At 61.5% G+C, this 14,414-nt stretch carries 10 protein-coding genes; 8 read left to right on the top strand and 2 right to left on the bottom strand.

The genetic code is table 11. From position 1 onward, the window contains the following. Positions 1 to 137 precede the first annotated feature (137 nt). From ACR0JN_RS19190 to ACR0JN_RS19200, 3 genes are read left to right on the top strand one after another with little or no spacing between them, the layout of a single operon-like run. A complete protein-coding gene (locus tag ACR0JN_RS19190; RefSeq protein WP_480888106.1) occupies positions 138 to 965 on the top strand; it encodes a hypothetical protein in 828 nt (275 codons plus the stop codon). A 52-nt stretch (positions 966 to 1,017) separates the two neighbouring features. Then, a complete protein-coding gene (locus ACR0JN_RS19195; protein WP_480888109.1) occupies positions 1,018 to 2,466 on the top strand; it encodes a TrkH family potassium uptake protein in 1,449 nt (482 codons plus the stop codon). Then, positions 2,466 to 4,037, top strand: a complete 1,572-nt coding sequence (locus ACR0JN_RS19200) for a 5-guanidino-2-oxopentanoate decarboxylase (protein WP_480888113.1) — start codon at positions 2,466 to 2,468, stop codon at positions 4,035 to 4,037. Before ACR0JN_RS19195 ends, ACR0JN_RS19200 begins: the two co-directional genes overlap by 1 nt. A 52-nt stretch (positions 4,038 to 4,089) precedes the next feature. Here ACR0JN_RS19200 and ACR0JN_RS19205 read toward each other — a convergent pair whose 3' ends face one another. Further along, on the bottom strand, positions 4,090 to 5,829 hold the full coding sequence (locus tag ACR0JN_RS19205) for a serine protease (protein ID WP_480888116.1): 1,740 nt from the start codon (positions 5,827 to 5,829) through the stop codon (positions 4,090 to 4,092). 206 nt (positions 5,830 to 6,035) lie between these two features. On the opposite strand from ACR0JN_RS19205, the gene ACR0JN_RS19210 reads away from it, so the two are divergent. Beyond that, entirely contained in the window at positions 6,036 to 6,965 is a 930-nt protein-coding gene (locus tag ACR0JN_RS19210; RefSeq protein WP_480610124.1) for a glycine--tRNA ligase subunit alpha, read from the top strand. 7 nt (positions 6,966 to 6,972) lie between these two features. On the opposite strand, the gene ACR0JN_RS19215 is transcribed toward ACR0JN_RS19210, so the two are convergent. Beyond that, positions 6,973 to 7,605, bottom strand: coding sequence for a MarC family protein (locus ACR0JN_RS19215; RefSeq protein WP_480888117.1), 633 nt, complete (start codon positions 7,603 to 7,605; stop codon positions 6,973 to 6,975). Positions 7,606 to 7,696: 91 nt separating this feature from the next. On the opposite strand from ACR0JN_RS19215, the gene ACR0JN_RS19220 reads away from it, so the two are divergent. From ACR0JN_RS19220 to ACR0JN_RS19235, 4 genes are all read left to right on the top strand, one after another. Next, positions 7,697 to 8,221 carry a DUF6446 family protein gene (locus ACR0JN_RS19220; RefSeq protein ID WP_480888118.1) on the top strand — a complete coding sequence of 175 codons (525 nt, stop codon included), beginning with the start codon at positions 7,697 to 7,699 and terminating at the stop codon, positions 8,219 to 8,221. 10 nt (positions 8,222 to 8,231) lie between these two features. Then, positions 8,232 to 9,443 carry a sodium/glutamate symporter gene (gltS, locus tag ACR0JN_RS19225; RefSeq protein WP_480888119.1) on the top strand — a complete coding sequence of 404 codons (1,212 nt, stop codon included), beginning with the start codon at positions 8,232 to 8,234 and terminating at the stop codon, positions 9,441 to 9,443. Positions 9,444 to 9,452: 9 nt separating this feature from the next. Next, the gene (gene glyS / locus ACR0JN_RS19230) at positions 9,453 to 11,612 is read left to right on the top strand and encodes a glycine--tRNA ligase subunit beta (RefSeq protein ID WP_480888120.1); all 2,160 of its coding nucleotides are present in this window, start codon (positions 9,453 to 9,455) and stop codon (positions 11,610 to 11,612) included. A gap of 68 nt (positions 11,613 to 11,680) precedes the next feature. Further along, positions 11,681 to 14,242: a putative PEP-binding protein gene (locus ACR0JN_RS19235; protein ID WP_480888121.1), complete on the top strand. Its 2,562-nt coding sequence runs from the start codon at positions 11,681 to 11,683 to the stop codon at positions 14,240 to 14,242. Positions 14,243 to 14,414: the final 172 nt, after the last annotated feature.

Below are 14,414 nucleotides of genomic sequence, written 5' to 3' on the forward strand. Positions count from 1 at the left end.
TGTGCCGCCCTGAAAGGACCCCGAGACGTGCAACGCCTTGGACTGCAACACCACAACCGCCGCTCAAGCGATTTGAGCGGGCAGAGTGCTATTCACTCAATGTCCTTGCTGCGTTGTTATTACAGGAGAGAACGTAGATGAACCCGATTACCCAACCGCTTGAGCTTCAGGCTGCGGTGTGCCGCGTGGCTGGCTATGCGATTGTGAGCCAGATGAAGATCATGCAGATCATGGCCCGTTCGGCATTCGAGCTGCCGATGGCTCCGGTCCAGGCGCTGCATGCTGCGGCTGCGAGCCCGGCACCCGTTGTGGCGAAACCCACCGCACCCAAGCCTGTTGCCAAACCCAAGGCCAAGGCACCGGCTGCGAAGCGCGCGAAGTCGGCGGCAAAAGCTGCCCCTTCGGCCAAGAAACCTGTCGCGAAACCGTCTGTGGCCAAGGCTGAAACCAAACCCGTTGTGATCAAGGCTGAACCAAAGCCCGTTGCCGAGTTCACGGCAAAGCCGCGTACCGCTACTAAAGCCCCGGTGGCCAAGCCTGCTGCCAAACCGGTTGTCGCCAAAGCCGCAGCAAAGCCTGCCGCTAAACCTGCGGCCAAGCCTGCGCCTGCAGCCAAGGTACAGACCGCACCTGCTGCGGCTTCGGCAAAACCGGCTGTGAAAGCTGAAAAGCCTGTTGCGGCCAAAGCTGCGCCGAAACCTGCGACTACAAAAGCGCCCGCTGCGAAACCCGTCGCGGCTAAGGCTCCGGCCTCGAAGCCGGCAGTTGCGGACGCAAAACCCGTTGCGACGCCAAAAACCGCAGCTACAAAGCCCAAGGCCGATCCGGCGCCGGCAAAGGCGAAACCGGTCGAGGTAAAAGCCGCGAATACCACCGAAGCCGCGCCCAAGCCTCAGTCGCGTCGGACGCGTGCGCCGTCCAAACCACCTGCGATGCCAGCGTCCAAGGCTAAGGCCGAAGAATAATCGCAGATCATCTGCTTGACACGGTCCCCATGGCGCGCCAACGCTGCGCGTCATGATGGATCTTCGCCCGGTCGGATATGTGATTGGCTTGCTGGTCGCCATTCTTGGGGCGACCATGCTGCTGCCCATGCTCGCCGACATGATCGAGGGGCGGGGCGAGTGGCATGTTTTTCTGGAAAGCGCCATCATTACGGTGCTGACCGGTACTGTGCTGGCCCTAAGCTGTTCGAATGGCGTGGGCGAAGGTCTGACCATCCGGCAGACCTTTCTGCTGACAACCGGTGTATGGGTCGCCCTGCCGGTATTCGGGGCGATCCCGTTTTTGTTCGGCGAATCCGAACTGCGCTTTGTCGATGCGTATTTCGAGGCGATGTCGGGCCTCACCACCACCGGATCAACGGTAATCTCGGGCCTCGATAACCTGCCGCAGGGCCTGCTGCTGTGGCGCGGCATTCTGCAATGGCTAGGCGGTATCGGGATCATCGTTGTCGCCATGGTGTTCCTGCCCGAACTGCGCGTGGGCGGGATGCAGATCTTCCGCTCGGAAGGGTTCGAGACGATGGGGAAGATCCTACCCCGCGCGCAGGAGATCGCGGGCCAGATTTCCCTGATCTACGTGTTCCTGACCGTCGTCTGTGCCTTGGTCTATGCCGGGTTCGGTATGGGCTTCTTCGACGCCGTCGTGCATTCCATGACAACGATCGCCACAGGCGGCTTTTCCAACTACGACAGCTCGTTCGGCACGTTCTCGGGCCCTGCAGAATATGCCGCATCGGTCTTCATGATCCTCGCCGCTCTGCCCTTCGTGCGCTACGTCCAGCTTGCCAACGGCAACACCAGTTCCTTGTGGCGGGACAGCCAGATCAGAGCCTTTCTGGCGACCATTCTGGTGCTCGTTGTGATGATGTCCATCTTTCTGACATCAGTCTTTCCGCATCATTGGGAGCAGGCCTTTCGGCAATCGCTATTCAACATAACGTCGATCATCTCGGGCACGGGATACGCCAGTGTCGATTACATGACCTGGGGCAGTTTCCCGGTCATGATCTTCTTTCTGATCGGCCTTATTGGGGGGTGCGCGGGCTCAACCGCATGTTCGATCAAGGTGTTCCGCTATCAATTGCTGTTTGCCTCGATCAAAACACAGCTGAGCCGGATCAGATCGCCGCATGGGGTGTTCATGCCGCTCTATGACGGGCGGCCTGTTGGGCGCGACGTTCTGACCTCGGTCATGAGTTTCTTCATGTTTTTCGTGCTGTCGATGGGCATTCTGTCCTGGGCGCTGGCGCTGACTGGATTGGATTTCATCACCTCGGTTTCGGGTGCGGCGACGGCGCTGGCCAATGTAGGCCCGGGCCTTGGCAGCCAGATCGGCCCGGCGGGCAATTTCGCGGGGCTGAGCGATACCGCCAAGTGGCTGCTGTCGCTTGGCATGCTGGTGGGCCGTCTGGAACTGCTGGCGGTTTACGCGATCTTCACCGCTCAATTCTGGAGAGGGTGATGCAAAAGCCCCTTGGCGCGCAAGTCTCGCATATGCTGAAGGATCGCGGGGTCGACGTGATCTTTGGTATCCCCGGCGTGCATAACCAGGAAATGTATCGCGGCATCGAAGAGGCCGGAATCACCCATGTTCTGGCCCGGCACGAGCAGGGGGCCGGGTTCATGGCCGACGGTTATGCGCGCGCGACGGGTAAGCCGGGGGTGGCCTATGTGATCACCGGACCGGGCCTGTGCAACATCATGACCCCGATGGGGCAGGCCTATTCCGACTCGGTTCCGATGCTGGTTCTGTCCTCTTGTCTGGATGACACGCATGCCCAACGTGGTCAGTTGCACCAGATGAAGGATCAGCGCGCAGCGGCGGACACCGTGGCCGACTGGTCTTGTCAGGCCAATAGCGCGCAGGCCGCGTATGGTCTGATTGAGCGCGCGTTTGAAGAGTTCGCGCTATCCCGCCCGCGACCCAAGCATATTCAGGTGCCAATCGCTGTGCTGGAGGCCGATGCCGAACCCGCACCCTCGCCCAAGCCTCCGGCCACGCGGGCGGCTTTGCCTCCGGATGTGTCGATGGTTGTGTCATTGTTGGCGCAGGCACGCAGACCTTTGTTTATTCTGGGCGGTGGGTGCCGGTCTGACCGTTGGCGAGACCCGCTGACAAAGCTGGGCGCGGCCTGTTTCACCACTTATGCGGGGCGGGGTTTCGTTGGCGTGGACTATCCGCTGGATTTTGGGTCAATGCTGCCGCGACCGAGCAGTGTCGACGTGATCGCCTCGGCTGATCTGGTGGTCGCTGTCGGGGCGGAACTCGGCGAAGTTGATCTGTGGCGGCGCGAGCTGGGTCATACCGCCAATCTGGTGCGCGTCGATCTGGACCCCGAGGTTTTGTCGGATCACCACCGCGCCACCGTCAAGTTGCAGGCTGACGCAGAGGGCTTTGCCCGTGCCCTGTCGGAAGCGACCCAAAACTCCGATCCTGCCGCAGGCTGGTCGCCCGAAGAAGTTGCCGAGACCCGTGCCCGCTGGCGCGCCGAGGTTGAGGCCGAGCGTTCGGGCATCGTGCAAGTCGCAGATGCCCTGCGCGCAGCGTTGCCTGCCGAGACGATGATCTACTCCGACATGACCCAATTCGCCTATGTCGCAAAAGAGGTCTGGGATATGGACCATCCCCATCACTGGCACCACCCGACTGGCTTCGGCACGCTGGGATACGCCTTGCCCGCCGGCATCGGCGGGGCGGTTGCACGGCGGGGTCAGCCCACGGCGGTGATCGCCGGGGATTACGGGTTTCAGTACACGATGCAGGAGTTGGGAACGGCAGTCGAACTGGGCCTCTCGCTGCCGATCATCCTGTGGGACAATGGCAAGCTGAAAGAGATCGAGGACAGTATGGTTCGCAGCCAGATCGCGCCCAACGCGGTTGTGGCCCGCAATCCCGATTTCTGCAAACTGGCCGAGGCGTTTGGCGCGCTGTCCGCGGCCCCCACCAGTTTGGACGAGATGCAATCCGCCATCCGTGCAGCCCTTGACGCACCGGTGCCGACACTGATCCGCGTGACACCGGGCATCGCGTAAGAAAAGCGCCGCAGATGAATGCGGCGCTTTTTGAGATTTCGAGGATGTTTCCTTAGTCCCAGCAGTGAACCAGTACGGTCATTCCGGTGGCTCTGCGGCTCAGCTCGTTGGGCGAGATTTGTACGGTTTCTTGACTGGACTGACCCGACACGCCCGCCTTGCCCAGCACATCCGTCAATCGGTCCACGGTTGCCGCAAGGCTGACCGAGGCGGGCAGGGTGCGGCCTTCGGATGGGGCTGGTAGCAGCATGCCGATTACGTGGCCATTTCCGTCGAAGACCGGGCCACCGGCATCGCCGGGCTGTGCGTTTAGCGCCAGGCGCTTGACCCCGGTTTCACCATTCAGGCCCCGGATGTCCGCGACCTGTCCAAAGGTCAAAGTGGGAGCCCCCAAAGCGCCTTGATAAGAGAAGCCGGACACGGCAACCTCGGACTGAATACGTGGCTGATCTGCGCTGAATTCGGCGATGTTGATCGGGGCGAGGGACCGGCTTGGGCGCAGAACCGAGATACCAAGGTCTGCGTCGGTCAAGGCCACCTGAACCTCCTGATCGCCCTCCAGCGTGATCCGGCTGCAACTGTCGGCGGCCTCGGCCACGGTCAGGACGGTGCCTTGGGCATCCGCAAAGAACCCGGATCGGGACAAGCGCGGTTTGCGGACCTGCAGGCCCGAGACCAGATCGATACGCTGCTCAGCATCCGCACCGGCTGCGGCGTCCAACACCGCATCGGTGGTCGAGAAGCTGGCCCTCATCGCCGCCAGAACCCGTGCACGCCGCGCCTCGTCACCTTCGGGCCAGACCAGCGTAAAGCCTTTGATCTTGCCGTCCTTCAGTGTGGCTTGGGTATAGGACACGACCCCGTTGCCGCGCCCTTCCAGCGTGAACCGGTCCCCGCGCAACTCGCGCGCGCCGTCAAGGGGCACGATTTCCAGCGATTGCATCACTTCGTACAGCGCGCGTAGGGTGGATTTGTCACCGTCCTGACTGATCAGCAAAGCCTGTGCCTCAAGGTCAGAGGAGGCTTTGAAATGGGCAAACGGAGCCTCGTAACGGTCAAAGGCGACGACTCCCAAAGGCAGGTCCAGCGAAATCCCGGCCTGATCGTCGCTGTGCCGCGCCATCCCGGCACTGATCAGCGGGGCGTTGTAGTCATCCATCAGCGCCTTGCGCTGTGACGTGGTCAGAACGCCGGTGGCCTCAAATCCGTTAAACCGCTGCCAATCGCCCATGGAACGGCGCGTGCCCTGACCAAATGCGCCATCAATGGTCGAGTTATAAAAACCCGCAGCCTGCAGTGCCGTCTGCAGGTCCTTGCGCTCCTGCGCGGTCAGCAGGCGTTCGCTTTGCAGGGCCTGTGGGCGTGTTTCATCCGCATCTTGCGGCGCGACGGCGGTCTGCGCTGGCTCTGGTTGCGCCTCAGGCTCCACAGGCGGCGCAATGACGCCCCGGTTCAGAAGGTTCGCGCCAACCGGCCAGAATTGTTGCCCCAGCGTGTTGGAAAAGGCGATGAAGCTGTCGGCGGGAATCTCGCCCTCGGCCCGGTAGACGCGCAGCACCTGTTCGGCATCGCTGCGCAGGTAGGGGCCGATCACGATGGCGTACCAGCCGCTGTTCAGGCGAAACCCGTTCACATCCGGCAGCGCATTGGCATAAGCCTGCGCGCGGTCCTGCGCCTGGCTCAGGGTCGGGCGCGCCTCGACCTGAACCCAGACGCCCTGATCCTGCTGAGCATTTGCGGCCTGAAGGCCGAAGGTGAAAAACAATAGAATAACCGTTAATACGCGTGTCATTTTCTGCCCGTTTTATGCGCCAGTGGTGCTTTGGCGCAGATTACGCGATTTCGGACCCCGATTGCCATGCCGTGAATGCGGGGAATTCAGGGTGTGGCCGCGCAGATACAGCATCGGGCCATTGGCCCGTTGACGCCCCTTGGCCCCTTGCATAGGAAGGGCAAAACCGACCGGAACCGGGTGCTGTCGCGCCCAAAGGGAATGTCATGACCGAACACTCCAGCGCACCTCGTTCTTTTCAGGAGATTATCCTGCGGCTTCAGACATATTGGGCGTCCAAAGGCTGCGCGATCCTGCAGCCCTATGACATGGAGGTCGGCGCCGGGACGTTCCACCCGGCGACCACCTTACGCGCGTTGGGGGGCAAGGCGTGGGCGGCGGCCTATGTGCAACCGTCGCGTCGTCCGACCGACGGGCGTTATGGTGAGAACCCGAACCGGCTGCAGCATTACTACCAGTATCAAGTGCTGATCAAACCCAGTCCGCCCGATCTGCAAGAGCTGTATCTGGGCAGTCTCGAGGCTATCGGCATCGACATGGACCTGCACGACATCCGCTTTGTCGAGGATGACTGGGAAAGCCCGACGCTGGGCGCTTGGGGTCTGGGATGGGAGGTCTGGTGTGACGGGATGGAGGTCAGCCAGTTCACCTATTTCCAACAGGTCGGCGGCCATGACTGCGCGCCCGTATCGGGTGAGCTGACATATGGTCTGGAACGTCTGGCGATGTACGTTCTGGGTATCGACCACGTGATGGACATGCCGTTCAACGATCCGCAATCGCCCAGCCCGCTGACCTATGGTGACATCTTCAAGCAAACCGAAGAGGAATACGCCCGCTGGAACTTTGACGTGGCCAACACCGAGGTTCTGCTGCGCCATTTCGAAGAGGCCGAGGCTGAATGCGCCGCCATTCTGGCGCAGGAACATGACGATCCGAAAACCGGCAAGCGCATCATCATGGCGCATCCCGCCTATGATCAATGCATCAAGGCCAGCCACGTCTTCAACCTGCTGGACGCGCGGGGCGTGATCTCGGTGACGGAACGCCAAGCTTACATCGGGCGCGTACGAGCGCTGGCCAAGCAATGCGCGGATGCGTTTGTTCAGACCGAGGCGGCCGGGCATTCGGCCTGATGGGCAGTCAAGCCAAACCCGGCAGCAGTGCTTTCAGGCCGCTTGCGATCATGCTGATGGCGATGGCCGACAGGATCATGCCCATGAAGCGGCTCATGATGACACGGGCGGTCCCGGATAGACGCTCGGCCAGCCAGGCGGCGTTCCAGAAGGTGATCAGCAGCAGCGCGACAACACCAAGAAAGACGCCTGCAAAAACAAGGGCATCGATGGGTTTGGTGATGTGATGAGCATACAGGATCAGCGTTGTGATCGTGCCGGGGCCGACAAGGATCGGAAAGGCCAGCGGGTAGAACGCCACGGTGTCCGGTTCGGGATACGACTGCTTCTCTCCCTCCGTTCCGTGATGCGAGGTGCTCTCGTTCCCGTTCAGCATGTTCAGCCCGATCATCATGACGACCAGACCACCTGCCACTCGCAGATGATCCACGGTGATACCGAACAGCCCCAACGTCTGGCTGCCTACCGCCGCGAAGGCGGCCCCGAGGATCAGACAATAGACCGCTGTTTTCACCGCAATTTTCTTCTGTTCCGCCGCTGGCAGACTGTCCGTTACACTCAGGAAAACCGGCAGGTTGGTTACAGGGTTCATGATTGCAAAAAGTGCGCCGAAAAACCCGACAGCAAGGGTCGATTCCATCCGGTGTTCCTTGATCCGCTCTGTTCTGTTGCGAAACCTGTCCTATTTTTGAGCCACTTAAAAGAGCCCGCGTAAAAGGATAAGCCAAAGTATGACCGGAAAGTTTCTAGCGATCATCCTGATCCTGTCCGCCGCTCTGGCGGGCGCAGGCATGTATTACCTGCAGGTCTACGGCTACTATTACACGGTCGAACCGCGCCCCGGTCAGGATGTGGTTCTGCTGGCGCAGGGGGCGGAGACGCCTGAGCCCATCAGCTACACCGCGTTTCAGGCGATTGATGCCGACAGCTCTCCGATCCGATACCGCGCCTGCTTTGAAACCGACCTGACGCCCGAGGAATTGGGTACCATCTACCGCCCCGCCGAGGACGCGACCCCTCTGACTGCGCCAGGGTGGTTTGACTGTTACGATGCCGTGTCGCTGGCCGACGCTTTGAAATCGGGGCAGGCCGAGGCATTTGTCGGCGTGAAAAACGTGCATTATGGCGTGGACCGGATTGTGGCAGTGACTCAGAATGGTCAGGGCTTCATCTGGCATGCGCTGAACAATTGCGGTGAAAAGGCCTATGACGGGACGGTGGTCGGCGAGGAATGCCCGCCGCGCCCGGAAAGCTGAGGGTCCACCGATGACCGACGCGATTCAGATCCCGGATTTCCTGACCGCCACGCTGGGCTTTGCCGTTTACCTGTTCGGGGCCGAGGTCAATGCGCGGGTTGCCACCCTGCGCCAGTTCAACATCCCCGAGCCTGTGACGGGCGGCTTGCTGGCCTCTCTGGTCGTGTTGCTGTTGTATCTGCTGTTCGGGATGGAACTGTCATTCGGTCTGGCCGCTCGCGATTTCCTGCTGGTGGTGTTCTTCGCCGGAATCGGCCTGAACGCGCGGTTTTCCGATTTGATTTCGGGCGGTAAGCCATTGCTTTTGCTTCTTGTTCTAACGCTGGCGACAATTGTATTTCAAAACGTGATCGGTGCCGTGGGGGCCGTGACCTTCGGCTACCCGGCACAAGCTGGGGTTCTGTTCGGCTCTGCCGCGCTGATCGGCGGTCACGGCACGGCCATCGCGTGGTCGCCCGAGGTCGCCCAGGTGACCGGCCTTGAAGGGGCGACTGAATTGGGCGTTGCCGTTGCCACGCTCGGGCTTGTTCTTGCAGCGCTGGTGGGCGGCCCGATCGCGCGGTTTCTGATTGAGGGGCGCGGGTTGACCCCCGCGCGCCCCGGTGAGGAACACACTATCGGTCTGCCCGAGGACGCCGAAGAAGCGGACGCCAAAATCGACCACCTGTCGGTCATGCGGGTGCTGCTGCATCTGAACCTCGCCATTATCTTCGGCTACATGCTGGGCGAAGTCATCGAGGCCGCCGGTCTGAAATTGCCCCTGTTCGTGCCCTGCCTGATCATGGGAATCGTGATTGCCAACCTGCGTGCAGCGCTGGTCCCCAAAGCACCGCCAGTGGCGCGGACCCCATCGCTGGCGTTGATCTCGGAATTCTCGCTGGGTGCGTTTCTGGCGATGTCGTTGATGAGCCTGCAGCTTTGGACCATCGCGGAACTGGGTTTGGCCATTGTCGTCATCATGTCTGCCCAGACCTTGTTTGCCGTGGCCTTCGTGATCTGGGTGCTGTTCCCGGTCATGGGCCGCAACTACCGCGCCGCTGTTCTGTCCGCCGGGTTCGGTGGGTTCGCTTTGGGCGCAACCCCCACCGCGATTGCCAATATGACGGCAGTGACCAAGCGATATGGCCCATCGCCTATTGCCTTTATCGTGCTCCCCCTTGTATCCGCCTTCTTTGTGGATATCGCCAATGCCATCGTCATCCAGACGATCGTCAATTTCTAAGGACCGAAAATGCCCGACCTGCTGATCGAACTGTTTTCCGAGGAAATCCCCGCGCGCATGCAAACCCGCGCCGGTGAAGACCTGAAAAAGCGGATCACCGATGGTCTGGTCGAGGGCGGTCTGACCTATGCCGGGGCCGCGGCCCTGACCACGCCCCGCCGCCTGACGCTGGCGATTGAGGGCCTGCTGGCGGAAAGCCCCACCATCCGCGAAGAACGCAAAGGCCCCAAGGTCGGCGCGCCGGACAAAGCCATCGAAGGCTTCCTGCGCGGCGCGGGCCTGACCCGCGACCAGCTTGAAGAACGCGACACCCCCAAAGGCGCGGTCTATTTTGCCACCATCGAAAAACCGGGCCGCCCGGCGGCTGAGATCGTCGTCGAAGTGCTGGAGGCCACGATCCGCAACTTCCCATGGCCCAAGTCGATGCGCTGGGGGGCTGGCTCGATGCGCTGGGTGCGGCCTTTGCATTCGATCCTGTGCATCCTTAGCGATGAGGCGGGTGCTCAGGTCGTCCCGCTCGAGGTCGAAGGGATCACATCCGGCGACACGACCGAGGGCCATCGGTTCATGGCCCCGAACCGCTTTTCTGTAACGTCTTTCGACGATTACGCGGCCAAGCTCAAACGCGCCTTCGTTGTTCTGTCGCCTGATGAGCGCGCCGAGCATATCTGGAACGACGCCCAGAACCTCGCCTTTGCTGCCGGTCTTGAGGTGGTCGACGACAAGGGCCTGCTGGCCGAGGTCGCCGGTCTGGTCGAATGGCCCGTTGTGCTGATGGGGCAGATCGACGAGGAGTTTCTGGAACTGCCGCCCGAGGTTCTGCAGACCTCGATGAAAGAGCATCAGAAGTTCTTTTCGGTGAAAAACCCCAAGACGGGGCGGATCGAGCGCTTCATCACCGTCGCCAACCGCGAAACCGCCGACAATGGCGCGACCATTCTGGCGGGGAACCAGAAGGTGCTGTCGGCCCGTCTGGCCGATGCGAAGTTCTTTTGGGAGAATGACCTGCGCGTTGCCAAGTCGGACATCGCCCAATGGACCCGCGCGCTGGAGAACGTGACCTTCCACAACAAGCTGGGCACACAGGCCGCGCGCATCGACCGCATTGCCGCACTGGCACGCGAACTGGCCCCGATGGTTGGGGCGGATGCTGATCAGGCCGAGAAAGCCGCGCGTCTGGCTAAGGCTGACCTGAGTTCCGAGATGGTTTATGAATTCCCGGAACTTCAGGGACTTATGGGGCGCTATTACATCGAAGCGGCAGGCAAAGACGCTGCTGTGGCCGCCGTAGCGCAGGAGCATTACTCGCCGCTGGGGCCGTCGGATGACGTGCCGACCGCACCGCTGTCGGTGACGGTTGCGCTGGCCGACAAACTGGACACGCTGACCGGGTTCTGGGCGATTGATGAGAAGCCGACCGGATCGAAAGACCCGTTTGCTCTGCGCCGAGCGGCGTTGGGGGTTATTCGGTTGGCAACAGCTAATGAAATCCGCCTCGACTTGGGCAAATCGTTGGCACTCCAAGTTGAACGAAACCAAGAAGCTGCGCGGTCGAGAACAATCGACGATGTACAAGACTTCGACAGCATAGAGAACATGGACTCGATAGGCGTGGCTGATGAACGCAGCCCTGAAGAAATCTCTGACGACCTCCTCTCCTTCTTCCACGACCGCCTCAAAGTTTTCCTCCGCGACGAAGGCATCCGCCACGACATCATCGACGCCTGTATCGCGATGGAGGGGAATGACGACCTTAACCTGCTGGTCAAACGCGCCCGGGCGCTGAATGCGGTGATCGCGACCGAGGACGGGGAGAACCTCGTGCAGGGCTTCAAGCGGGCCAACAACATCCTGACTCAGGCCGAGGAGAAGGACGGGGTCGAATACTCCTACGGCGCGGATGTGAAATTTGCCGAGGCGGACAGCGAAAAGGAGCTGTTCAACGCTCTGGATCAGGCTCAGGAAAAGATCGCCCCTGCGCTCAAGGCCGAGGATTTTCCGACGGCCATGGCCGCAATGGCTGCGCTGCGCGAGCCGGTTGACGCGTTTTTTGAGGATGTTCAGGTCAACACCGACAACGACATCCTGCGCCGCAACCGCCTGAATCTGCTCAGCCAGATCCGGCAGGTTTGCTCTAGCGTGGCCGATCTGACCCGGATCGAAGGCTAAAGCCACGAGCGCGGGCCGGACCGCGCCCAGATCACCCTTGCGTGAAGTGCGCAGGTGCCTATGCTGCGGTGAAACCAAAAGGTGCCGCAGTGCAGAATAACCCGCATACCACGCTGATTACCTCGGAAGCGCCCGTGACCACCGAAACCCATGGTGGCCGGGCCAAATGCCTGCAACGGCTGGTCCGTCTGGACATGCCTGTGCCGCGCACCGTGGCGCTGTCCTTCGATGCCGTCCTGAAGATCGCCAAGGGGGACATCCCCGATCTGGTGGCGATTTTGGAGCAGTTTGACTCGTCGGCCCTGCTATGTGTGCGACCCAGTTCCGAAGACCCGGATTGGGGCGGCCCGGGGGCGGTTCTGAACATCGGCATGAACGACGCGCGCTACGTGGAACTGTCCGACGCAATGGGGGCCGAGGCCGCGGCGGCGCTGTATCTGCGCTTTGTCCAGAGTTACGCGATCCATGTGGCGCGGCTGGACGCGGATGTGTTCGACGACATCGAGGCAGACGGGCAGGAAGGACTGCGGCAATCCCTGCGCGCCTATGAAGATGAGGCCGACGAGGTGTTCCCGCAGGACCGGGGCGAACAGCTTGCCGGTGTTCTGCGGTCAATGGCGCGGGCGTGGGACGGCACCTCGGCCCGGTTGCTGCGTCAGGCGAAGGGTGCTCCGGCAGACGCTGGGTTGGGGTTGGTCATACAAGAGATGATCCCTGGCGTCGGGCAGGGGGAATGCGGATCGGGCGTGCTGCAGCTGGTGGATTCCACCACAGGCGAGCCGCAGATCACGGGCCGGTACCTGAGCCAAAGCCAGGGCCGCGATGCCCTTGGTGCAGGGGTGGCTGCGCTGTTTCTGGAAAAGGACCCGCGCGGGCAGTCTCTTGAAGAGGTGGCACCCGACGCGTTTGCCGATCTCAAGGCGCACGCGGCGATGATGCGGCGGAAGCTGCGGGAAGAGATGCAGGTCGAATTCGTCATCGAAAACGGCCGGGTACATATTCTGGACGGAGTTCGGGTCCAGCGCAGTGCCCGAGCGGCGATGAAAATAGCGGTTCGGCTGGCCGAGGATGGGATTATTCCGCCGCAACAGGCAGTGATGCGCGTCGATCCGCATGCTTTGAACGAGCTTTTGCACCGTCAGGTGCACCCCGATGCCGAGCGCGATGTACTGACAACGGCCATTGGCGCAAGCCCGGGGGCCTCGACCGGCAAGATCGTGTTCACCGCCGCCGAGGCTCAGGCCAGCGCGGCACGGGGCGAGGCCTGCGTTCTGGTCCGGCGCGAGACGTCGCCCGAAGACGTGCGTGGGATGCATGCCGCGGTCGCCGTGTTGACCGAAAAGGGCGGGATGACCAGCCATGCCGCCGTGATTGGCAGGGGTTTGGGTCTGCCGTGCATTGTCGGGGCCTCGGAAATGCGGTTTCAGACCAAGAAGAAACTGCTGACCGCGCCGGACGGGCGGGTGTTCAAGACCGGTGACGTGCTGACGATCGATGGCAGTTCCGGTCAGGTTCTGGCGGGTCAGCCAGCAATGCTGGAAGCGGCGCTGGATGATTGCTTTCAGACGCTGATGGCCTGGGCCGATGCCGAGCGTGACATTGAAATCCGCGCCAATGCCGATACGCCCGCCGATGCGCAGACGGCCCGGAACTTTGAGGCGCAGGGTATTGGTTTGTGCCGGACCGAACACATGTTCTTCGATCCGGGGCGGCTGATCGTCATGCGCGAGATGATTTTCGCCCAGACCCCGTCTGGCCGCGCGGCGGTGCTGGAACGTCTGCTGCCCATGCAGCGCGAGGATTTCGTGCAATTGTTCCGCATCATGGAGGGGCAACCGGTCTGTATCCGCCTGTTTGACCCGCCGCTGCACGAATTCCTGCCGACCACCCGAAGCGGTCAGCGCGAACTGGCCGAGGCGTTGGACCTGCCGGTGTCGGATGTGGAACGGCGAGTCGCCGCGATGACTGAATACAACCCGATGCTGGGCTTGCGTGGTGTTCGGTTGGGTGTCACCGTGCCCGAAATCTACGACATGCAGGCCCGTGCAATCTTCGAGGCTACGCTTGAGGCCAGCAAGAATGGGGCACCGGTTGTGCCCGAGGTCATGATCCCGCTGGTTTCGGCCAAGCGCGAGGTGGAACTGGTAAAGTCCCGCATCGATACGGTCGCTGCGGCCGTCGCTGCAGAGCAGGGGCAAGAGTTCGAATACCGTCTTGGCGTGATGGTCGAAACGCCGCGCGCCTGCCTGCGCGCGGAAGAGATTGCGCCCAACACCTCGTTTCTTAGCTTCGGGACAAACGACCTGACACAGATGACTTACGGTCTGTCACGAGATGACGCGGGGCGGTTCATGTCTGCCTATGTGCGTCAGGGTGTCTTTACCGAAGACCCGTTTCACGTGCTTGATGCGGACGGGGTAGGGGAATTGCTGAAGCTTGGCGCTGAACGCGGGCGGACGGCGAAGCCTGATGTTACCCTTTCAGTCTGCGGCGAACATGGCGGAAACCCCGAATCAATCGCCATTTGCCGCGAACTTGGGTTTGACTATGTCTCATGCTCGCCCTTCCGGGTCCCGGTTGCTCGGCTGGCTTCCGCTCAATTGGCGATTTCGTCCAGACTTGGGGGTTGACACCCGGTATTTGCCCAAGGATTAGTGGGTTCCAGGTAACCTTGTGGCGAAAATAAATCTTCCCACGGGCGGTTTTCCACTTGCTTTTTCCGTAGTTCTGGACGTTTGCATCTGTCTGGGTTAAACGCCTCGTCGCGCCCGCCGGGGGAGGGTATGGCGCGTGTTGTGCCTG

It is taken from the genome of Ruegeria sp. G12, from assembly GCF_056533565.1.

Bases quoted from the DNA above. Each gene is read 5' to 3' on its own strand.
- ACR0JN_RS19190 (WP_480888106.1), top strand. From the start codon at position 138: ATGAACCCGATTACCCAACCGCTTGAGCTTCAGGCTGCGGTGTGCCGC.
- ACR0JN_RS19195 (WP_480888109.1), top strand. From the start codon at position 1,018: ATGATGGATCTTCGCCCGGTCGGATATGTGATTGGCTTGCTGGTCGCC.
- ACR0JN_RS19200 (WP_480888113.1), top strand. From the start codon at position 2,466: ATGCAAAAGCCCCTTGGCGCGCAAGTCTCGCATATGCTGAAGGATCGC.
- ACR0JN_RS19205 (WP_480888116.1), bottom strand. From the start codon at position 5,829: ATGACACGCGTATTAACGGTTATTCTATTGTTTTTCACCTTCGGCCTT.
- ACR0JN_RS19210 (WP_480610124.1), top strand. From the start codon at position 6,036: ATGACCGAACACTCCAGCGCACCTCGTTCTTTTCAGGAGATTATCCTG.
- ACR0JN_RS19215 (WP_480888117.1), bottom strand. From the start codon at position 7,605: ATGGAATCGACCCTTGCTGTCGGGTTTTTCGGCGCACTTTTTGCAATC.
- ACR0JN_RS19220 (WP_480888118.1), top strand. From the start codon at position 7,697: ATGACCGGAAAGTTTCTAGCGATCATCCTGATCCTGTCCGCCGCTCTG.
- gltS (WP_480888119.1), top strand. From the start codon at position 8,232: ATGACCGACGCGATTCAGATCCCGGATTTCCTGACCGCCACGCTGGGC.
- glyS (WP_480888120.1), top strand. From the start codon at position 9,453: ATGCCCGACCTGCTGATCGAACTGTTTTCCGAGGAAATCCCCGCGCGC.